The organism is Bradyrhizobium sp. 170 (assembly GCF_023101085.1).
In the GTDB taxonomy this organism is placed as follows: Bacteria; Pseudomonadota; Alphaproteobacteria; order Rhizobiales; family Xanthobacteraceae; genus Bradyrhizobium.
Genome location: NZ_CP064703.1, coordinates 4,219,828 through 4,240,807, shown reverse-complemented (window position 1 = coordinate 4,240,807; position 20,980 = coordinate 4,219,828). Strand labels below are relative to the sequence as shown.

19 protein-coding genes and 2 pseudogenes are annotated in these 20,980 nt (G+C 63.7%); 8 read left to right on the top strand and 13 right to left on the bottom strand.

The genetic code is table 11. The annotated features are described in order from the left end of the window. Positions 1-25: 25 nt before the first annotated feature. From tsf to IVB05_RS19580, 3 genes are all read right to left on the bottom strand, one after another. On the bottom strand, positions 26-952 hold the full coding sequence (gene tsf / locus IVB05_RS19590; protein ID WP_247786238.1) for a translation elongation factor Ts: 927 nt from the start codon (positions 950-952) through the stop codon (positions 26-28). 134 nt (positions 953-1,086) lie between these two features. After that, complete coding sequence (locus tag IVB05_RS19585; RefSeq protein WP_247786237.1) at positions 1,087-2,085, bottom strand: 30S ribosomal protein S2; 999 nt, start codon at positions 2,083-2,085, stop codon at positions 1,087-1,089. Between the two features lie 222 nt (positions 2,086-2,307). Then, a complete protein-coding gene (locus tag IVB05_RS19580; RefSeq protein WP_247786236.1) occupies positions 2,308-4,686 on the bottom strand; it encodes a caspase domain-containing protein in 2,379 nt (792 codons plus the stop codon). Between the two features lie 264 nt (positions 4,687-4,950). Here IVB05_RS19580 and IVB05_RS19575 point away from each other — a divergent pair, with 264 nt between their 5' ends. After that, positions 4,951-5,418 carry a YbaK/EbsC family protein gene (locus IVB05_RS19575; RefSeq protein WP_247786235.1) on the top strand — a complete coding sequence of 156 codons (468 nt, stop codon included), beginning with the start codon at positions 4,951-4,953 and terminating at the stop codon, positions 5,416-5,418. A gap of 123 nt (positions 5,419-5,541) precedes the next feature. Here IVB05_RS19575 and IVB05_RS19570 read toward each other — a convergent pair whose 3' ends face one another. After that, a complete protein-coding gene (locus IVB05_RS19570) occupies positions 5,542-5,961 on the bottom strand; it encodes a CBS domain-containing protein (RefSeq protein ID WP_247786234.1) in 420 nt (139 codons plus the stop codon). Positions 5,962-6,368: 407 nt separating this feature from the next. On the opposite strand from IVB05_RS19570, the gene IVB05_RS19565 reads away from it, so the two are divergent. Both IVB05_RS19565 and IVB05_RS19560 read left to right on the top strand, forming a co-directional pair. Then, complete coding sequence (locus tag IVB05_RS19565) at positions 6,369-6,788, top strand: GFA family protein (protein WP_247786233.1); 420 nt, start codon at positions 6,369-6,371, stop codon at positions 6,786-6,788. 99 nt (positions 6,789-6,887) lie between these two features. Next, a pseudogene (locus IVB05_RS19560) lies at positions 6,888-7,169 on the top strand (HTH domain-containing protein); the annotation flags it as partial. 47 nt (positions 7,170-7,216) lie between these two features. Here the strand turns inward: IVB05_RS19560 and IVB05_RS19555 are convergent. The 3 genes from IVB05_RS19555 to IVB05_RS19545 form a co-directional block, all read right to left on the bottom strand. Continuing rightward, positions 7,217-7,732 (bottom strand): DUF2846 domain-containing protein, encoded by a 516-nt coding sequence (locus IVB05_RS19555; RefSeq protein WP_247786232.1) that lies wholly within the window; start codon positions 7,730-7,732, stop codon positions 7,217-7,219. 165 nt (positions 7,733-7,897) lie between these two features. Then, positions 7,898-11,407: a DNA polymerase III subunit alpha gene (gene dnaE, locus IVB05_RS19550; RefSeq protein ID WP_247786231.1), complete on the bottom strand. Its 3,510-nt coding sequence runs from the start codon at positions 11,405-11,407 to the stop codon at positions 7,898-7,900. 832 nt (positions 11,408-12,239) lie between these two features. Next, positions 12,240-12,977, bottom strand: a complete 738-nt coding sequence (locus tag IVB05_RS19545; protein WP_247786230.1) for an outer membrane beta-barrel protein — start codon at positions 12,975-12,977, stop codon at positions 12,240-12,242. A 303-nt stretch (positions 12,978-13,280) separates the two neighbouring features. Here IVB05_RS19545 and IVB05_RS19540 point away from each other — a divergent pair, with 303 nt between their 5' ends. The 5 genes and pseudogenes from IVB05_RS19540 (at position 13,281) to IVB05_RS19525 (ending at position 14,693) form a co-directional block, all read left to right on the top strand. Then, on the top strand, positions 13,281-13,574 hold the full coding sequence (locus tag IVB05_RS19540; RefSeq protein ID WP_247786229.1) for a DUF3551 domain-containing protein: 294 nt from the start codon (positions 13,281-13,283) through the stop codon (positions 13,572-13,574). A 147-nt stretch (positions 13,575-13,721) separates the two neighbouring features. Further along, entirely contained in the window at positions 13,722-13,982 is a 261-nt protein-coding gene (locus tag IVB05_RS19535) for a DUF3551 domain-containing protein (RefSeq protein WP_247786228.1), read from the top strand. Further along, positions 13,982-14,248, top strand: coding sequence for a DUF3551 domain-containing protein (locus tag IVB05_RS19530; RefSeq protein WP_247786227.1), 267 nt, complete (start codon positions 13,982-13,984; stop codon positions 14,246-14,248). Before IVB05_RS19535 ends, IVB05_RS19530 begins: the two co-directional genes overlap by 1 nt. A gap of 57 nt (positions 14,249-14,305) precedes the next feature. Beyond that, a pseudogene (locus tag IVB05_RS43540) lies at positions 14,306-14,566 on the top strand (DUF3551 domain-containing protein); the annotation flags it as partial. After that, positions 14,448-14,693: a DUF3551 domain-containing protein gene (locus IVB05_RS19525; RefSeq protein ID WP_256473445.1), complete on the top strand. Its 246-nt coding sequence runs from the start codon at positions 14,448-14,450 to the stop codon at positions 14,691-14,693. The pseudogene IVB05_RS43540 and the gene IVB05_RS19525, both read left to right, overlap by 119 nt. A 62-nt stretch (positions 14,694-14,755) precedes the next feature. On the opposite strand, the gene IVB05_RS19520 is transcribed toward IVB05_RS19525, so the two are convergent. The 6 genes from IVB05_RS19520 to IVB05_RS19495 all read right to left on the bottom strand — a co-directional run bounded on the left by IVB05_RS19520 (position 14,756) and on the right by IVB05_RS19495 (position 20,936). Further along, on the bottom strand, positions 14,756-15,454 hold the full coding sequence (locus IVB05_RS19520) for an ABC transporter ATP-binding protein (RefSeq protein ID WP_247786225.1): 699 nt from the start codon (positions 15,452-15,454) through the stop codon (positions 14,756-14,758). 7 nt (positions 15,455-15,461) lie between these two features. Beyond that, positions 15,462-16,742, bottom strand: a complete 1,281-nt coding sequence (locus IVB05_RS19515; protein ID WP_247786224.1) for a lipoprotein-releasing ABC transporter permease subunit — start codon at positions 16,740-16,742, stop codon at positions 15,462-15,464. A 68-nt stretch (positions 16,743-16,810) separates the two neighbouring features. Next, on the bottom strand, positions 16,811-18,130 hold the full coding sequence (proS, locus tag IVB05_RS19510; protein ID WP_247786223.1) for a proline--tRNA ligase: 1,320 nt from the start codon (positions 18,128-18,130) through the stop codon (positions 16,811-16,813). Between the two features lie 186 nt (positions 18,131-18,316). Continuing rightward, entirely contained in the window at positions 18,317-19,882 is a 1,566-nt protein-coding gene (locus tag IVB05_RS19505; protein WP_247786222.1) for a copper resistance protein CopC, read from the bottom strand. Between the two features lie 10 nt (positions 19,883-19,892). Beyond that, entirely contained in the window at positions 19,893-20,417 is a 525-nt protein-coding gene (locus tag IVB05_RS19500; RefSeq protein WP_247786221.1) for a YcnI family protein, read from the bottom strand. Between the two features lie 9 nt (positions 20,418-20,426). After that, on the bottom strand, positions 20,427-20,936 hold the full coding sequence (locus tag IVB05_RS19495) for a copper chaperone PCu(A)C (RefSeq protein WP_247786220.1): 510 nt from the start codon (positions 20,934-20,936) through the stop codon (positions 20,427-20,429). Positions 20,937-20,980: the final 44 nt, after the last annotated feature.

Sequence of the window (20,980 nt, the reverse complement as noted above, 5' to 3'; positions counted from 1 at the left end):
CGCCGAAAGATTTTGACCGCAGCGGTTACTTCTTGCCGCTGGCCGCCGCGACTTCGGCTGCGAAATCGGATTCCTGCTTTTCGATTCCCTCGCCGAGAGCATAGCGCACAAATCCGGCAATCTTCACAGGCGCACCAATTTTGCCTTCGGCTTCCTTCACCGCCTGGGCAACCGACTTGCCCTTTTCGTCATGGATGAACGCCTGCTCCAGCAGGCAGACTTCCTTGTAATAGGTCTTCAGGCCGGACTCGACGATCTTCTCGATCACGTTCTCCGGCTTGCCCTGCTGGCGATACTTGTCGGCCAGCACGTCCTTTTCGCGCGTCACGATCGCCGGATCGAGGCCGGACGGATCCAGCGCCTGCGGATTGGTCGCCGCCACATGCATCGCCAACTGACGGCCGAGCTGCGCGAGCTCATCGGTCTTGCCGGTCGATTCGAGCGCGACCAGCACGCCCATCTTGCCGGCGCCGTCGATGACGGCGCCATGAACGTAGCTCGACACCACGCCCTTGCCGACTTCAAGCGAAGTCGCACGGCGCAGCGACATGTTCTCGCCGATGGTGGCGATCGCGTCCGAAACCGCGGTCTCGACCGTGACGTCGCCAACCTTGGCCGCCTTGATCTTCTCGACGTCCGCGCCGTTATGCAGCGCGACCTGCGCGATCATCTTGACGAGGCCCTGAAACTGCTCGTTGCGCGCAACGAAATCGGTCTCGGAGTTGACCTCAACCACGACGCCCTTGGTGCCCGAGGTCAGCGCGCCGATCAGGCCTTCCGCCGCGACGCGGCCGGCCTTCTTGGCGGCCTTCGACAAGCCCTTCTTGCGCAGCCAGTCCTGCGCGGCCGTCATGTCGCCATTGGTTTCGGTCAGCGCTGCCTTGCAGTCCATCATGCCTGCGCCGGTCGACTCGCGCAGTTCCTTGACCATCGCCGCAGTGATCGTTGCCATCGTCGAATATCCTTCTTGCCTGTTGGCCGCGGGCGCAGCGCACGCTTTGCGCCGTGCCGCCGTCAGCTACAGGGAATGCCGTAATCTGGGGAGCAGAACCGGTGGCCGGAAGACCCGGCCACGCGGCGTACCGATTATTCCGCTTCCGCGGTCAGCGTCTTGGCCTGGGCAACCCAGGCATCGGCGCGGCTCGGAAGACCAACCTCTTCACCGATCTTGTGCGCGGTATCGTGGTCGAGCTCGGCGAGCTGCCAGTAGTGGAAGATGCCGAGGTCGTTGAGCTTTTTCTCGATCGCACCCGACACGCCGGTGAGCTTCTTGAGGTTGTCGGCGGTGCCGCGTGGACCGGCCAGACCCTGGAAGCCGGTCGGCTGGGGTGCTGCCGGAATTTCCTCGCGGGCCGGCTGGGCGGAGGCGCCGATGTCGATGCCGTGGTCGCCCTGGGCGCGCGAGATGCCGTCGATGGCGGCGCGGGCAATCAGGTCGCAATACAGCGAAATGGCGCGGCCGGCGTCGTCATTGCCCGGCACCACAAAGGTGATGCCCTTGGGGTCCGAATTGGTGTCGACGATCGCGGCAACGGGGATGTTGAGCCGCTGCGCTTCCTGGATCGCGATGTCTTCCTTGTTGGTGTCGATCACGAAGATCATGTCGGGAAGACCGCCCATGTCCTTGATGCCGCCGAGCGAGCGGTCGAGCTTGTCGCGCTCGCGCTGCAGCGTCAGCCGCTCCTTCTTGGTGTAGGAGGAGGCCTCGCCGGACGACAGCACCTCATCGAGGTGACGCAGGCGCTTGATCGAGCCTGAGATCGTCTTCCAGTTGGTCAGCGTGCCGCCGAGCCAGCGCGAATTGACGAAATACTGCGCCGAGCGCTTGGCCGCTTCGGCGACGCCGTCCTGCGCCTGGCGCTTGGTGCCGACGAACAGGATGCGGCCGCCCTTGGCGACGGTGTCACTGACCGCCTTCAGCGCGGTGTGCAGCAACGGCACGGTCTGGGCGAGATCGATGATGTGGATGTTGTTGCGGGCACCGAAAATGAACTCCGCCATTTTCGGATTCCAGCGGTGCGATTGGTGGCCAAAGTGCACGCCGGCTTCAAGCAGCTGACGCATAGAAAAATCGGGTAGCGACATAGTGATGATTCTCCGGTTGGTTCCTCCGGAAACGTGTGAGCAAACGAGCCTTATGGCCCGGCTGCCACCGGACGGCCTTTTGAGCCATGTTTCCGTGTGAGATGGCGCGGTGTATAGCCGGATTCCAGCCGGAAGCAAGGAAATAAGGCCGAATTTTCGGCCTTCCAGCCCCACGATTTAGGGCGCCTTCGGGCCAGATCCGAGGATCTGGCCCGTTAACAATCAGCATCGGGCACCCGGCGGGCACCCTCGGGCCGCTGCCGCCGGAGGCGCCGCACGCGCCGGTGGGGGTGGAGCAGCCATTCGGGGCGGCGGCGCTGGCGCGGCCATCCTTGGTGGTGGCGGCGGCGGCGCGGCCATGCGCGGAGGTGGCGGGGGTGGCGCGGCCATCCTTGGCGGAGGCGGCGCGGCCATACGTGCAGGCGGCGGTGGCGGTGCGGCCATCCTCGGTGCAGGCGGCGGCGCGGCCATCCGCGGCGGCGGAGGGGCCGGAGCGACGCGGGCTGCCGGCGGTGGCGGCGGCCTTGCCGCCTGTACAGCCGACGGCGGCGGGCCTCGCCGCAATTCCGGCTGCAGTTGAGGTCTCGGAGCGACGGTAGCGCTCGGCTTCGGCGGCGCCGCGGCGCTGGGTGGCGGCGCGGCCACCCTTGGCTGCTGGCCAGTCTGAGCCGTCGGAGCAGTCGCCCCGATGGCGGGCCTGGAGCCGGTAGCTGCGCTGGGTGCAGCCGGTGCGGCCGATCCCGGACGGGGCGCGCCCGGCGCAAGCCGTGCGTTCGGATTCACGGCCCCCGGTGATACCGCAGCACTTGGAGGCGCGGGCGGCGCGCCCTTGGTGCCTGGAACCGGCAGGGCGTTGATCCTCGGCGAGGGCTGTGTCGAAGGCGGCGTGCCTGGCGGCGCGTTCACCGGCTGCGTCGCGTTCGGCCTCCCGGTCGGTCCCGCAGGAGTGCCGGGCAAACCAGTTCTCACGGCAGGATTGATCGTAGCGCTCGGCGGTACCGGCGCTCTGCCCTGCTGAATCAGCGTGGCCCTCTGCGCGACTGCAGGCGGCAATGTCGGCGTGGCGCCACCACGCTGCGCCGGCGCAACTGTCGCCTCCGGGGCGCCGGGGCGTCCAATAGGTCTGGCGCCAGGCCCGACCGCCGGCAAAGGCGTTTGCGGCCTGTTGATCACGTTGTTGATGACGGCCCTGTTGTGGATGTTCGCAAAGATGATGTTGTTCGGCGGCGGCGCCACATAGCGCGGCGGCCTGACATAGACCGGTATCGGCACAAAGATCGGCTGCGGCAGGATGAACAGCCCGATCGGTGGCGGCGGCGGCTCCAGAATCACGAAATCATCCGGCGGCGGCGGCAGGTAGTACACCGGCGCCGGCGGCGGCGGGACAAAATCGAACTCGGGATCGCCGAAGGCCAGCACCGGCCGATCGATATAGATGAACTCTTCCGGCGGCGGCGGCGGCACGTCGTAGTCGATGACATCAAATGTCGGCGGCGGCTCGATCGGCGCGGTGAGAATGGCAAGGCGGCGGCGCGCGTCGGCGGCGTGAGGCCCGCGTGGATAGCGTTGCAGATACGACCAATAGGCGTTCGGCGTGTCGGCGCGGTAGGTGCGGCGCCAGGTGATCGCTTCGCGCCGCGCCGCCGCGATCGCCCTCACCCGCTTCGCCATCGGATCGTCGGGATAGGCGGCGAGAAAATCCTCGTAGGCCGGCAGCGTGTCGCGCTCCAGCACCGCGGCGTAGGCGTCCTGTACGCCGAGATCGCGGATCGGCTTGCTGCGGACGGCCGCGACCTGATCCGGCGGCGGCGCGGCCGGCGCATCCGGGGCGCGCTCGAAGAACGTGAAGGCCGCGTCGACCTTCTGGCTGTCCCAGGGCACCTGCGCGCCTTTGCTCGCTTCATTGACGCGAAGCCGCACGCGATTAAAGACCTCCGGCAGCGGCAATCCGCCGCTCCGGATCATCTCGGCCAGCGACTGGGCGTAGATCCCGTACGGTCCCTGCTCGGCCGGCGCCACGGTTCCGGGCGCAGCGTTGAACGCAATCAGCATGTGCGGGTCCGCCTCGACCAGAGCGAGGCCGCTTGCGATCTGCCCGTTGACGAAAGGCTGCTGCCGCGCCGCATCCAGCACGACGATGCCGGCCTTCAGCGGCAGCGAGGCGAGTTGGCGGATGTAATCGCCGGTCCGCAGCGCCTCGATCGGAACATCGGTATCGCGGTTGATCGCGGAATCGACCGGCACGAAATAATTCTCGCCCGCCAGTTGCAGCCCGTAACCGGCCAGATACACCATCGCGACCGTGTCCGGCCCCGAGGCCTCGGCCTTGTTGATGAAGTCGCGGAAACTCTTGCGCAGCGTGTCGCCATCGAGATCGCGGGCGCCGATCACGTCGAAGCCGGCCGCCTGCAAGGTCTGCGCGATCAGGCCGGCATCGTTGGCCGCGGTTGCCAGCGGCGATTTCGCATAGGCGGCGTTGCCGACCACCAGCGCAATGCGCTTTTCGGGCTGCTGCGCGGCGGCAGTGTTCAAATGCCCAGCCAGTCCGGACATCGCGACGAGACACACCGAGAGGATCGACAAACTTCTTGCTAATCGCATGGCTTCCACCCTGTCGCCGCCCAAGCGCCGCATGGAACGCGCGTTAAGCTGAACATCTCTTGAACAATTGCGCTCTCAGCAAGGCATGGCGCGGTCAAATCGCGCCTTGTGCCTCCGCTCCGCCCGGTTCCGGTACCTAAATTCGCATTGTCGCGGCCGCCTGGCGGGCGTATCCTTTTGCCTTAATCGTGTTCGCCCGCATCGTGAGGCGGCTGCGCGAGTTCCTCCCGGTGTGCGGTTTGCCCATGCAATGGAGGAACTGCCATGACCGTTTCCCCGACCCTACAGAAGTACCTGGATCAGAGCGTCACCTACGACCTGATCCCCCACGCCCCTACCATGTCATCGACGCGCACAGCCGAGGCTTGCCATGTGCCGGGCGAGGCGCTGGCCAAGGCCGTCGTGCTGCGCCGTGACGGCGGCTACATGATGGCCGTCCTTCCGGCCTCCCATCACCTGCATCTGTCGGCGCTGAAAAGTCAGCTCGGCCACAAGGTCGACCTGGCGAGCGAAGACGAAATCGAGCGACTGTTCGAGGACTGCGACCGCGGGGCCATACCGCCGCTCGGCGAGTGCTACGGGCTGGATGTCATCATCGACGACAGCATCGATGCGCGACGGCATATCTACATGGAAAGCGGCGATCACGCCACGCTGATCCGCATGGAGGGCGAGCAATTCGCGCGGCTGACGGCGAAGGCCTGGCGCGGCCACTTCAGCACGCACGATTGAGGCCACTCGTTCCGCCGGCTGCACCGCCGCGGTCACGCGACTTCAAGCAGGACGCCCCGCACCCGTTCGCAGTCGAACGGGCGCGAGCCGTTCAAGACGCTTCGATCGCCAGAAGCCGCCGCTTCAGTGATGGGCCGCAACGCTCTTCACGTACCCGGACATCAAATCACTAGGCGCGAACTGGCTGATGTCGCCCAGGCTGATCATGCCGACCATCCGCTTGCTCTTGTTGATCACGGGCAGCCTGCGGACTTTCAGCGTCTCCATGTGATGCACCGCTTTCGCAAGATCATCGTCCTCCCGGCAGCAATGAATGCCTTCGGTCATCACGTCACGCGCCTTCGCGCGGCTGGCATCGAAACCGTTGCCAGCAAGTCCTTTGCAGACAATGTCCCGATCGGTCACCATCCCGATCAGTTGATCGTCTTCGCCGATCGGAATGCAGCCGATATCATGCGCACGCATCAGCTTGGCGATTTCGGTGACTGGCGTGTCTGGACTGACCCAGTCGACGCCCTTGTGCATCGCGTCTTTGACTTTCATGGCGGATCTCCGTTACTGCAATTTCAGGTGGTATTCACGTGATGCAGAACAGTTCCCCCTAACTTCGAGTATACGACGGATCGGGCAGGACGGCATCGCAAAAAAGCAATGACAAGTTCTTGAATTTGCGAAGCACGTCGTTGCGCGGAAGCGGAGCACCTGCGCAACGACGCGGCTCAAGCGGCAAGCCCTGCTTGCGGACGCCATGTCGATGATGCTGACACGTTTTGGTATTGTCTCAGTTTGAAAACTCTGCTCGTCCTGAACTTGTCGAAGGGCGCGATAGCCCCGCTCAGCGCGCGCCCATCGACAAGTTCAGGACGAGCGGCACCCGTTTCCATTCAAACTGAGATGTACTACCCTTGATCTCGTGCCGTTTTTACTAGGGCATGAATGGAGGTCGGGTGATGGCGAAGCGGGGAAAGTGTCTTTGCGGTGCCGTGTCTTTCGAATTCTCCGGGGCGGAGAACTGGCGCGCGCATTGCCACTGCGAAAGTTGCCGCCGCAACACCTCGTCCCCGTTTACTACTTGGTTCGCTGTTCCCAACGAGGCCTTTTCCTTTACCGGAAAGATGCCGAAAGTCTATGGTTCGTCTCCCGGTGCGCGCCGCATGTTTTGCGGCGATTGCGGAACCCCGATCGCCTTCGAGCATGACAAGTTTCCTCATGAGATTCATCTGTATGCGGCGAGCCTGGAAACTCCCGAGGATTTTCAGCCGGATTTTCATGTTTATTGGAACGAGCGGCTGCCTTGGCTGCACTGGAGCGATGGTCTGCCCAAATACGCGACCACACTGGTTGGAGCACAGCCGTTGATGGAGCCCTGAACGCTGCTCTGTCGGCCGAAAATTCAAACTGAGACACTACCCACGTTTTGACAGCATGCCCTGATAGGCTTTAGTCGGCTTGGTAACGGGGGCGGATTAATGTCGCGCGCGCAGCGACTACTCGATCTCATTCAGCTCTTGCGTGGCTATCGGCGTCCGGTCAGCGGCGCAGTGCTGGCCGAGGCGCTCGGGATTTCGCTGCGCACGCTCTACCGCGACATCGAAACGCTCAACGCCCAGGGCGCGCAGATCGATGGCGAGCCGGGCGTCGGCTACGCCGCACGCAGCGCATTGGCCAAGATATCAGCCGTGCTTCCGCCGGACCTGAAAGACGGTCTCGATACGTCGGGCCTTCTGATCGGGCCGGGTCAAGCGATCGCCACCTGTGATGCCGAACTGCCGCTCATCTCCACGCTTGCGCCGGCGCGCTATTGGGCCAGCTTAAGCTCCGCAATGGTTGTTCTCGCGGCCGCGTCGTCCAGCGGAAAAAAGTCGATCGGCCCGGGATTGTCGTAGCCCGAGGTAAATGCGGTGCCGAGCGCCAGCCCCAATAATCCGCCTCCGGTAGCGCCCGCGGCGGCAATCATGGCGTTTTTTCTCTTACTGGTCCGCGCCACGAAGAAATGAGTCTGGCCAGACTGGGCCGTGATTTCGTGCCGTGTCACGCCCGGGAACGCGGCCTCCGTAGCCCCCAATTCATGCTTGCCGTTTGGACGATCGACGAAGGCGAACGTGCCGGTCTTGAGGCCGGGTATCGGCATTCCATCGAGCTGAACGTCCCACGCCCCATCAACGATGCCGCCAAAGCCTTTTTCGCGCAGCACGACGATACGTGCATGCCCTGCTTTCGGCGGGCCCACCTTCCGCGCTATCGCCGAGTAATCCAGCCCGTCTCTTTGAGTCTCACAGCCGCCCAGCAGCACGACCGAAATCAGTAACGCCAACCCACGCCAAAACACCTTGCGCCCCCAAATTCATTCCCCAGCCATTTTTTAGCCAAAGCTCGAAATGGTTGCAACTGCGCTGGCGTTTCCGCGCCTACAAAATCTCAGGTTGTCATCAAAATGCAACGAGCGCGTTGCACGTTGGGGCTGCAAAATCCGGCGCCACTACAGCGTCTGCACGTCCACCACGCCCGCCACCGCCTTGATCGCGCCTGCGATTTGCGGCGAGACCTTGAAGCGGCCCGGCAGCTTCACCTCCACCTCGGTCTGCAGATCGAGCATGATGACGAGCGAGACGTCGCCATCGGCGCCGCCCGATGGCGCGGGCGCAGGCTTGGCCGGCAGGCCCTTTGCCGGACCGCCTGGCGTGGCGGCCTCCGGCATGTTGAGCCGTCGCGCGATGGAATCCAGCGGCTTGGGGTCGCGAACGAAAATCCGCAGGCCTTTTTGGGTTTTGGCCGCGGCGTCATCCAGCGGTTCGGCATGCAGCACCCGGGCGCGCACGTCCTCGCCCTGCAGTTCGGCGCCGAGTTGCAGCAACACCGCAGCCCCCGGCTCCAATACGTCGCGGTATTGTGCAAGACCTTCCGAAAACAGCACCGCCTCGAAATGTCCGGTGGGGTCTGACAGCCCCATGATGCCCATCTTGTTGCCGGTCTTGGTGCGCCGTTCCATGCGCGACACAACCGTGGCCGCGACCTTGCCCGCGGTCGCGCCGGTTTTGACGGCGCGCGAGAATTCCGCCCAGGTCTGCACCCGCAGCCGCTTCAACACGGTGGCGTAATCGTCGAGCGGGTGGCCGGACAGGAAGAAGCCGACGGCGTCGTATTCACGGCGGAGTTTCTCGGCCGGCAGCCAGGGCTCGATCTGCGGCAGCATGATGGTCGGCGCGTCGGCGGCGTTGCCGAACATGTCGTTCTGACCGATCGTTGCGGCTTCGTGGCTGCGCTGGCAGGCGGCGAGAATGGCATCGGCGCCGGCAAAGACCCGGGCGCGGTTGGTTTCGAGCGCGTCGAATGCGCCGGCGGCAGCCAGGCTTTCGATCACGCGCTTGTTGATGGCCCGCGGATTGACCCGCGCGGCGAAGTCCGCGAGCGAGGTGAAGGTGCCCTTCTTCCGCTCTTCCACGATCAACTCCACCGCCTGCGGGCCGACGCCCTTGAGCGCGGCGAGCGCGTAATAGATCGTGTTCTCGCCGACCTCGAAGGTGGCGCCGGAGCGGTTGATGTTCGGCGCCTCGACCTTGATGCCGAGCCGCAGCGCCTCGGCGCGAAATTCCGAGAGCTTGTCGGTGTTGTTGAGTTCGAGCGTCATCGACGCCGCCAGGAACTCCACCGGGTAATGCGCCTTCATATAGGCGGTGTGGTAGGACACCAGCGCATAGGCGGCCGCGTGGCTCTTGTTGAAGCCGTAGTCGGCGAATTTTGCGAGCAGTTCGAAGATAGTATCGGCCTGCCCCTTCGGCACGCCGGTCTTGACCGCGCCGGCGACGAAGATCGCGCGCTGCTTTTCCATCTCGGCGCGGATCTTCTTGCCCATCGCGCGGCGCAGCAGGTCGGCGTCGCCGAGCGAATAGCCGGCCATCACCTGCGCGATCTGCATCACCTGTTCCTGATAGATGATGACGCCGAACGTCTCCTTCAGGATCGGCTCCAGGATCGGATGCAGATATTCCGGCTCCTCGTCGCCGTGCTTGCGCGCGCAATAGGTCGGGATGTTGGCCATCGGGCCCGGGCGATACAGCGCCACCAGCGCGATGATGTCCTCGAAGCGGTCGGGGCGCATGTCGATCAGCGCGCGCCGCATGCCCTGGCTTTCCACCTGGAACACGCCGACCACATCGCCGCGCGCCAGCATCTGGTAACTCGGCGCATCGTCGATCGGCAGCGTCGGCAGATCGACCTGGATGTCGCGCTGCCTGAGCAGCTTTACCGCGACGTCGAGCACGGTCAGCGTCTTCAGGCCGAGGAAGTCGAACTTCACCAGCCCCGCCGGCTCGACCCATTTCATGTTGAACTGGGTCACCGGCATGTCGGATTTGGGATCGCGGTAGAGCGGCACCAGTTCGCTCAAGGGCCGGTCGCCGATCACGATGCCGGCGGCGTGGGTCGATGCGTGGCGCGTCAGCCCTTCGAGGCGCTGGGCGATGTCGAAGGCGCGCGCGACCACCGGGTCCTCGTCGCGGAACGCCTGCAGCTTCGGTTCGCCCTCGATCGCCTGCGCCAGCGTCACCGGCGCGGCCGGATTCTGCGGCACCAGTTTTGTGAGCTTGTCGACCTGCCCATAGGGCATCTGCAGCACGCGGCCGACGTCGCGCAGAACGCCGCGCGCCTGAAGGGTGCCGAAGGTGATGATCTGCGCCACCTGGTCACGGCCGTAGCGCTGCTGCACGTAGTCGATCACCTCGCCGCGGCGGTCCTGGCAGAAGTCGATGTCGAAGTCCGGCATCGACACGCGTTCAGGATTGAGGAAGCGCTCGAACAGCAGGCCAAAGCGGATCGGATCGAGATCGGTGATGGTCAGCGAATAGGCGACCAGCGAACCGGCGCCGGAGCCGCGCCCCGGACCGACCGGAATGTCGTGGGCCTTGGCCCATTTGATGAAGTCCGACACGATCAGGAAGTAGCCCGCATAGTTCATGCGGTTGATCACGTCGATCTCGAAGGCGAGACGCTTTTGGTACTCCTCTTCCGTGGTGCCGGGCGACAGGCCGTGAACCTGCAGGCGCCTTGCGAGCCCCTCCTCGGCCTGGCGCTTCAGCTCCGCGGCCTCCTCGGTCACCGCATCGGAGCCCGAGCCGGCGCCGACCGTGAAGCGCGGCAGGATCGGCTTTCGCGTCTTCGGGCGAAACGAACAGCGCTCCGCGATCTCGACCGTGGAGGCCAGCGCTTCCGGAATGTCGGCGAACAGCACCGCCATCTCGGCGCGGGTCTTGAAGCGGTGATCGGGCGTGAGCTGCTCGCGATCGGTCTCGGCGATCAGCTTGCCGCCGGCGATGCACAGCAGCGCGTCGTGGGCTTCGTAATCGTCATTCGATGCGAAATATGGCTCGTTGGTCGCGACCAGCGGCAATCCCTTGGCATAGGCAAGGTCGATCAGGCCGGTTTCGGCGCGGCGCTCCTTGTCGATGCCGTGGCGCTGCAATTCGACATAGAGGCGATCTCCGAACAGGCTCGCCAGCCGGTCGCAGCGAGCTGCCGCGAGGGCTGCGTGATCGGCATGCAGCGCCAGCGAGATCGGGCCGTCGGGGCCGCCGGTCAGCGCGATCAAATCCTCGGCATCGTCTTCCAGCCATTCGAGCTTGATATGCGGGGATTGATGCACCGGCGTTTCCAGGAACGCCCGCGAGTTCAACCGCATCAGGCTGCGGTAACCGCGCTCCCGCGCTGCCAGCAATACGATTCGCGACGGCGCTGAGGCCAGCGCATTGCGCGCGTTCGGATCCTGATCGCCGAAATCGACGGCGAGCTCGCAGCCGACGATCGGCTGGATGCCGTAGCCCGCCATCTTGTCGGAGAATTCCAGCGCCCCGAACATGTTGTCGGTGTCGGTCAGCGCCAGGGCCGGCTGGCGGTCGGCCTTCGCCAGTTCGCCGAGCTTGGCGATCTTGATCGAGCCCTTCAGCAGCGAATACGCCGAATGAACGTGGAGATGAACGAATCCGGCACTGGACATGGTCGCTTAACGGGCTCTTGCATCATGGTGGGGAGCGATCATCGGCCGTGCATGCGCGCCGACTCGCCGCCGCAATGGTGATGCCTTGGCCTTGCCGAGTCCACGCGGAACGCAGCTTCCGCGCCCGCCATCCGGCTTTTCCCCAGCCCGTCCGCAAGCCGGCCTGGATCAGGTTTCCGCGCCGCATCAAAGCTGCGGAATCACCTGCGCCCAGACCGCGATCATCGCGACAAACAGTGTAATCGACGCCAGCGCCGCCGCTTCTTCCACGAACATCCGCAACATCGTCCGACTCCCTACGATATGAGAACATATGAGGAACATTGTTCCTTTTTTGTTCTTAGAGTCAAGGGCCGGCAGTGGGTCAGTTTGGAGAATAACCCCTGTGGTTAATTCTCAACTTGTCATTCGGCCTAGCGACGGACTCACGGGCGACGATGACGAGTTGGTAGGGTCGCTAAGGCGTTTCGGGTGGCTTGTCATGCCCACTTTCTGTCTGTGGACGTTCAATAAGTTCGTAGGAGGGAACGTGGGTGGATTCCAGCCACGATTCCAGCGCAGCGCCGCAGACTGCGCAGACCGCGTCACCCGTTTGCGGTACCAAGAACTTCTCTTCAGTGCGTCTGTACTCGGCGCCGCAAATGCACTGAACAATTGTCGCCATTCCCGAAATATGCGCCCGGAACCGCCCGTTTTCCAGCCCCGGAACTGCGCTATAATCAAACTGCGCAGGACAGCCGGACAATTCGCGAAGGCTAACCGGTCCCTCGCCCCAACAAAAAGCCCCGGGACAATGCCCGGGGCTTCGTTGTTGGTCGCAGGTCGCGCGCGATCAGTACCTCGTAACCGCCGGGCCGCCGAACTTGTAGTTCAGGCGGGCGGTGACCAGATCCACGTCCTGACGGATGCGGTCGGTACCGAAGGCGAGGCCGCCCGGCGTGGTGAAGTTGTAGGTACGGTCCTGCATGAACAGGTGATTGTACTCGACGCCAACCGACCAGTTCGGGGCGAAGGCGTATTCGAGGCCGGCGCCGATCGTGCCGCCCCAACGGGTGTCGTCGCCGGTGACGCCAGCGAGCGCGCCGCCGACAACATTGGTGACGCGGTAGGTGTTCGCGGTCACGGCAGCACCGCCCTTGACGTAGAGCAGGACGTTGTTGACGGCATAACCGACCTGACCGGTGAACAGGCCGAACGCATCGACGTTCGTGTGGTTGCGGAAGGCGGGGAACTGCAGGCTCACATTGTTGCCCGAGAAGTCGGCCCAGTTGCCCTGGGCTTCAAGGCCGAACACCCAGGTGCCAGCCTGCCAGCGGTAGCCGACCTGGCCACCAACGGTTCCGCCGGTCGCGTCATGCGAACCCTCGGGGCCAAAGCCAACCAGATCCCATGAGTTGCGGCTCGAACCCCAGCCGCCGTTCGCACCGATGTAGAAACCGGTCCAGTCATACACAGCAGCGACCATCGGGGGCGCCTTGGTGTAAGGACGCGCAGCGAGATCCGCAGCAACAGCCGGTGCAGCCGCGCCAAGCGCGATCAGACTGGCAGTAACAAGCAAAACCTTCTTCATTCTTTTTATTCCCGTTCCGTTTTTGACAGCCCCCAAGGCCGTGGCATGCTCATAGCATCGTTCGTTCGAATTACTGTAACCTCACTGCAACAGCGCACATCAAACGGCCGCAGTGTGAACGCAAGTTAATGTTGTGCTGCAGGCGTTTTTCGAAACTTTGCGCCGGAACCCGCCGCAAAAAATTCACATTCAGCCTTGTGACGGTATTGCAAGGTGGAATGGCTTGACGGAACTGCGCGGGTGCGGCTTGTGTCGATGAAAGTGGAACCGGCAAAGCGCGGAAATGCAATGAGGAGATTCGAAATGCGTAAAGCGATTCTAGCCGTGCTGGCCGCGAGCGGATTGGCCGCACTCGGCGCCGCGCCTGCCGAAGCGGTCGGCACCCGATATCCGTTCTGCCTTCAGGGCAACGAGCATCCGGGACTGAGCTACTGCACTTTCACGAGCTACGAGCAGTGCCAGGCGACCGCTTCGGGACGGTTACTCTCCTGCATCGCCAATCCCTATTATATCGGCGAGAGCGAACCGCCGCCCGAAGCGTATCGCCCGCTGCCCGGCCGCGCGCTGCCGCCCGCCCCCCGCTACGGCAGATACTGAGCGCCCGCCGAGGGCTCATCGCGCGGCGCATGCGCACGCGGAGGAACATCCAACGCGTGAACGTGATTTGACGCGGGCGTGGGTGGATCGTCTGGTTGGCCGCTGAAGGTTCCAGTGAAGATCCCTGGGGGCCGCCGCGGAGGATGCATGCAAAGGGCATGGCTGGCGCTCATGGTGGCCGGAGCAGTGTCGGCAGCAGTTGCGATGCCGGCGGCGGCGCGCGAGTTTCCCTACTGCATCAAGGGCTGCGATTTCGGCGCCGGCGCCGGCGATTGCAGTTTTTCGTCGCTGGCGCAGTGTCAGGCGACCGCCTCCGGGCGAGATGCGAGTTGCGCTGCGAATCCCTATTTCAACGTCAAGGCGGAGATGCAGACCGATCGCAGCCGCCAATCCCGAAGGAGATTCTGATGCGCATTCTGGCTTTGGCAATTCTGGCAATCGGAGCGGCCTCGGCCGCAGCACCGGCGCAGGCACAGACTTACGATCCCAACTATCCGGTTTGCCTGCATGTTTATGGCAGGATCAGCTATTACGACTGTACCTATCACACCCTGCCTCAATGCAACGCGTCGGCCTCGGGCCGCTCGGCGCAATGCGTGATCAATCCGTATTTCGCACATGCATCTCAATATCCCTCGGCACGCCGCTACAAGCGGCACTACAACGGCTACTGAGCGTTTTCTGTTTGATTTGAGCACAAGGGCTGCGATTTCGGCGCCGGTGCCGGCGATTGCAGTTTTTCGTCGCTAACGCAGTGTCAGGCAACCGCCTCCGGGCGAGATGCGTATTGCGCTGCGAATCCCTGTTTCAGCGCCAGGCGGAAATGCAGACCGATCGCAGCCGCCAATTCCGTAGGAGATTCTGATGCGCATTCTGGCTTTGGCAATTCTCGTAATCGGGACGATTTCGGCCGCAGCGCCGGCGCGCGCCCAGACCTACGGAGGAGGATATCCGGTCTGCCTGCATGTCTACGGCCCGGTCACCTATTATGAGTGCAGCTATACGTCGATTCCTCAATGCAACGCGTCGGCCTCGGGCCGCTCGGCGCAATGCGTCGTCAATCCATATTTTGCAAATGCGTATCAGGATCGGCCGGTGCGCAGGCACGGCGCTTACTGAACGACGTCCCTAATTGCGCATGATCTCTTCGGAAAACCGGATCCACTTTTCCGGATCATGCGCTACTCCAGTTCGACGACCTGGCCGTCGACCAGCGACACCCGCCGGTCCATTCGGCCGGCCAGTTCCATATTGTGGGTGGCGATCAGCATCGCAACCTGCGTCGCCTTCACGAGCTGCATCAGCGCCTTGAAGACGTGATCGGCGGTATGCGGATCGAGATTTCCGGTCGGCTCGTCGGCCAGCAGCGCCCGCGGCGCATTGGCGACCGCGCGCGCGATGGCGACACGCTGCTGTTCGCCGCCGGAGAGTTCCGCCGGCCGATGCGTGATGCGGTCGCCGAGGCCGAGATAGGCCAGGATTTCCTCGGAGCGCTTGATCGTCTCGGAACGTTTGAGCCCGCGAATCATCTGCGGCAGCATCACGTTTTCAAGCGCGGTGAATTCCGGCAGCAGCCGGTGCTGCTGATAGACGAAGCCTATGTCGGAGCGCCGGATCTGGGTGCGGTCGATGTCTGATAATTGCGAGGTCGGCGTGCCCGCCACGTAGACCTCGCCGTCATCGGGGCTTTCGAGCAGGCCTGCGATGTGCAGGAGCGTCGATTTGCCCGAGCCCGACGGCGCGACCAGCGCCACCGACTGCCCCGCCCACAGCGCCAGCTTGGCGCCGTTGAGAATGGTCAACGTCGCCTCGCCCTGCCTGTACTCGCGTTTTATCTCGTGGAGATAGATAACCGGTACGTCTTCCGCCTCCTCGGCCATCTCGTCCTCACTCGTACCGGAGCGCGTCGACGGGATCGAGGCGCGCGGCGCGCCAGGACGGATAGAGCGTCGCCAGGAACGACAGCGTCAGCGCCATGATCACGACCGCGGTGGTCTCGCCGAAGTCGACCTCGGCCGGCAGCCGGGAGAGAAAATAGAGTTCCGGCGAGAACAATTCGGTGTTGGTCATCCAGGACAGGAACTGCCGGATCGATTCGATGTTCAGGCAAATCAGCATGCCGACGAAGAATCCGGTCAGCGTGCCGACCACGCCGATCGCCGCCCCCGTGATCAGGAATATCCGCATGATCGAGCCCTGCGAGGCGCCCATGGTGCGCAGGATGGCGATGTCCTGCCCCTTGTCCTTGACCAGCATGATCAGGCCGGAAACGATGTTGAGCGCGGCAACCAGCACGATCATGGTCAGGATCAAAAACATCACATTGCGCTCGACCTGAAGCGCGTTGAAGAAGGTCGAGTTGCGTTGCCGCCAGTCGACCAGGAACACCGGCCGCCCGGCCGCTTCGGTGACGGCCTTGCGGAACGCGTCTATACGATCGGGATTGGTGGTGAATACCTCGATCGCGGTTACGTCGTCCTTGCGGTTGAAATAGGCCTGCGACTCCGGCAGCGGCATGAACACGAAGCTGGCGTCATATTCCGACATGCCGATCTCGAACACCGCCGCCACCTTGTAGGGTTTGATGCGCGGCGTGGTTCCCATCGGGGTCACCGCGCCCTTGGGCGCAACCAGCGTGATGGTGTCGCCGGCATGCAGCGACAATTGATCGGCGAGCCGGCGTCCGATGGTGACGCCCTGCCCCTCGTCAAAGCCGTCCAAGGTGCCCTGTTTGATGTTCTTGGCGATCGAGGTGAGGTTGTTCAGGTCCGCAGACCGCATGCCGCGCACCAGCACGCCGGCGGCGTTGAAGGCCGAGGACGCCAGCGCCTGACCGTCCACGACCGGCGCGGCAAGGCGGATGCCGTCGACCTGGCTGATGCGCTCGGCGACGTCCTTCCAGTCGGTCAGCGGCGATTCCAGCGGCTGCACCAGCAAATGACCGTTCAGCCCGAGGATCTTGTCCAGGAGTTCCTTGCGAAAACCGTTCATCACAGCCATCACGATGATCAGCGTGGCGACGCCAAGCATGATGCCGAGGAACGAAAAGCCGGCAATGACCGAAATGAACCCTTCCCTGCGACGCGCACGCAGGTAACGCCCGGACAACAACCATTCGAAGGGCGCAAAAGGCGGGGTGCGGGCTGTCTCGTTCATGGTCTCATCCATACTCGATAATCCCATGATTCGGGCCAAATATAGCCTTATTGGCCAACATTACCGCCACAGTGGATATCTTATCCCGCTATCCTCGCCACCACTTCCGCCGGGCTGAGATTCTCGCGCGAACCGTCACTGCGCCGCTTGATCTCGAGCTTGCCCTCGGCAAGGCCCTTCGGTCCGACCAGAATCTGCCAGGGGATACCGATCAGGTCGGCGGCCGCGAATTTTGCGCCCGCGCGCTGGTCGGTATCGTCATAGAGCACGTCAACGCCCTTGGCCTGAAGCTCGCGATAAAGCTTCTCGCACGCGCCATCGACGGCCGCATCCCCCTGCTTCAGGTTCAAAATCACGGCCGTGAAAGGCGCGACCGCCTCCGGCCATTTGATGCCGGCGTCGTCATGGCAAGCCTCGATGATTGCGCCGACCAGGCGCGAGACGCCAACGCCATAGGAGCCACCATGGATCGGCACGTCGACGCCATCGGCGCCGGCGACCAGCGCCTTCATCGCATCGGAATATTTGGTGCCGAAATAGAATATCTGGCCGACCTCGATGCCGCGCGTATTGACGCGCTTGTCGGCAGGCACTTCGCGTTCGTAGCGTTCGGCATCGTGGACGTCCTCAGTCGCGGCATAGACCGACGTCCATTGCTTGATGATGCCAGTGAGATCGCTGTCATAATCGACATCGTCGGACGGGATCGGCAGATTGAGCACGTCGCTGTTGCAGAACACGCCGGACTCGCCGGTTTCCGCAAGCACGATGAATTCGTGGCTGAGATCGCCGCCGATCGGGCCGGTCTCGGCGCGCATCGGGATCGCCTTCAATCCCATCCGCGCAAACGTGCGCAGGTAAGCCACGAACATCCGGTTATAGGAACGGCGCGCGGCCGCCTCATCGATGTCGAAGGAGTAAGCGTCCTTCATCAGGAATTCGCGGCCGCGCATCACGCCGAAACGCGGGCGCTGCTCGTCGCGGAACTTCCACTGGATGTGATAGAGATTGAGCGGCAGGCTCCTGTAGGACTTGACGTAAGCGCGAAAGATCTCGGTGATCATTTCCTCATTCGTCGGCCCGTACAGCAATTCGCGCTTGTGGCGGTCTGCGATGCGCAGCATCTCCGGACCATAGGCATCGTAGCGGCCGCTCTCGCGCCAGAGGTCGGCGAGCTGCAGCGTCGGCATCAAGAGTTCCAGCGCACCGGCGCGGTCCTGTTCCTCACGAACGATCTGCTCGATCTTCTTCAAGACCCGAAAGCCCAGCGGCAGCCAGGCGTAGATGCCGGCCGCTTCCTGCCGCATCATGCCCGCACGCAGCATCAGCCGATGCGAGACAATCTCCGCCTCTTTCGGATTCTCTTTCAGGATGGGTAGAAAAAACCGCGACAACCGCATGGGACAACTCAAGGAATCAGTGGGATACCGGAAGAGGTGCAGTGAAACCGGATCGGGTGCGAAAAGACAAGGCCGGGGCCGGTGAAAAGCGGCCGAAAAGGCGGATTTCCGGGCCGTTTTTGGGCCTCGTTGTCCTCATGTCTTCACAACGGCGTCATACCCCGCAAAGGCGGGTTAGCCAGTAGTTCAACGCACCTGCAACTCATCTTGCAGCGAGACCTTCTGGAAGTCGGTAACCAGCGCATCGATCTGCATCCGCCAGCGGCCGGGCAGCGGCAGCGCCACGCCGCGCACATGCCAGTAGCCGTCCGGCCCGAGCGTGGCGCGACGCTCCATCGGCTCGATGCCGCGCTCCGGCAAGCTCAGGATCAGCACAGCCTCCTTGGCCGGCAGCAGGGCGGCGTCTCCCGTCATCAGCTGCAGCACAAAATCGTTGGAGCCGACCTTGCCCGGCGAAACCAGCACCTGGAACATCGCTGCATCCGTGTGGATATGGACCGAGAGCGGCGCGGCAACGGGAGCAACGGACGCGCGCGGCGGCGGCGTGAAGCGCCAGCCGGCGACGACGGCAAGGATGCCAACGACGAGAACGCATTCCAGCAGGATCGACCCCAGCAGCGGCCGGGTGTTCTGATGATCCGCAACGACCGCGGGTGTGCAGACAATCCGGTTCAGCGCCGCAAGGCCGAGCAGCAGGATCACCAGTGCCAGCTTGATCGAGAGAAGGATGCCGTATGGGGTCTCGACCAGCGCACGCAGGCTTCCAAGCTGGATGATCGAAAGCACCAGTCCGCTCAACACCAGCAGCCCGACCAGCAGCATCGCGATAGCCGAAAACTGCTTGAGCACGCGCGGCAAGCTGTCATTGCGCCGACGCGCCATGGCCGCCAGCGGCGCCAACGCGCCGATCCAGTAGGCCGCAGCGACGCCGTGCAGGAACAGCGACGGCCGGGTCAGCCATTGCGGCTGGGCGGTCGCGGCATGTCCGCTCGTCGCCAGCGACAGCCCGACGCCCACCATGGTCAGCGAGGTCAACACCCAGGCGATCAGGATGCTCGGGCTCTTCCACGCGTACCAGGCGATGGCCATCACCACGATCGCAATCAACAGCGACGGCCCGAGGGAGGTAGCGAGCGCGTTCGTCCACGGCGCCGATGTCACGATGCCGCCAAGGGGAAGGTTGAGGAGATCGAGGCCCTGCAGGCCGAGCGAAGCCACCGCACTGACAAGACCGATAGAAAGCGCACCGCGGCTGACCGTCGATCCGTTCGGGCCCTGTCCGATCCAGGCCGCGAAAAACGCGCCACCGACGCCCACGAACAGCCCGAGATAGACCCCGATCCGCGCCAGCCAGATCAGCACCGCCAGCGGGCCTGTCTTCGCTGGCGGTGCGGCCCCGGTCACGGCGCCGATTGAAAACACCATCGATCCCGCCACGGGATGACCGTCCTGCGAGACCACGCGGTAGCTGACGATTTGCGTGCCCTGCGGCAGGTCGTCGGGCAGCACCATCAGCACGGACTGACCGACGGCACGGGTTGCGACTTCGCGCGCCTTGCCTCCGGCATCGATCAGGCCGATCACGGCCGGCGTCACGCTTTCGTTGAAGTGCAATTGCACCATCTTCGGCGGCAGCGTGAGCACGCTGCCATCGGCCGGCTCCGAAGAAACAAGCGTCGCATGGGCCCACGCGGCGCTCGCGATGCATAGAGCCGACAGCAGCGCGGCAAGGCTAACGAGCACGCGCGCCATCGGGATTGCTTTACGGTTTTGCGATCAGCTTGAGACCCGGCGCCGGCGTCTTGCTGTCATGGCCATGGCCACTGTGGCCTCCCGAGGGAATATCGATCCAGCGGCTGACCCCCTGCTCGCATTCCTGCACCACGGGAAAATACAGCGAGGTGTCCGGCTTCAGGCCCGCCGTGAGATAGCTGGAGAAGACGAATTCATCATAGTTGTCGTCGACGACCTTGCCGCCGCTCCACACCACTTCCTTGACGCCTTCAGAAACCTTGCTGCCGTGATGCTCATACTCGGTGGCGTATTTGCCCTTGACCGTCTCGACGGTCCACCCGGGCTTGGGCATCGGCTTGATGCTGATCACGCCTTCCGGAATCTGCACCCGCAGCTTGACCGTCGGCGATCCCGCGCAGCCGTGCGGCACGGCAAACACCGCCTTGTAGTACGAGCCCACCGGCGCCTGCCGCTTCTCGAGAGTGACGTGGGCGCTCGCCGGAGAGACAGCGAGCGCAGCAAGGATGATGACGACAGGAGCAATTTTCGACACAGGCTGTTCCTACTTCTTCATACCGGAATGATCATGCCCCGACGGCGCTCCGCCCGCGGGCGCCTGCGCGCCAACGCCCTGCACGTCGAGCGACAATGTGACCTTCCCGGCTTTCTCGAACTCCAGCGTCAGCGGCACCTTTTCTCCCTGCTTGAGCGGGTTCTTCAGATCCATCAGCATTAAGTGATAACCGCCCGGCGCGAGCTTGACGATCTTGCCCGGCTCGATCGGCAACCCCTTGTCGAGCGCCCGCATCGTCATGACGCCGTTGTTCATTGCCATCTCGTGAATTTCGACCTTGCCGGCGAAATCGCCGGAGCCGCTGATCAGGCGATCTGGCGCAGAGCCCTTGTTCTCGATCGTAAGATAGCCGCCGGCAATCTTGGCGCCTCCGGGCGTGGCGCGGCTCCAGGCCTGTGTGATGACTAGATCGCCGGCCTTGACCTCTTGGGCGTGCGCGGGTGCGCCCAGGAGCGCAAACAGGGCGGCGCAGGCGAAGAATTGCAGAACGGGTTTCATCGTATGCCTTTCGATTTATGAAGTATGGCCGGCGCACCGGACGA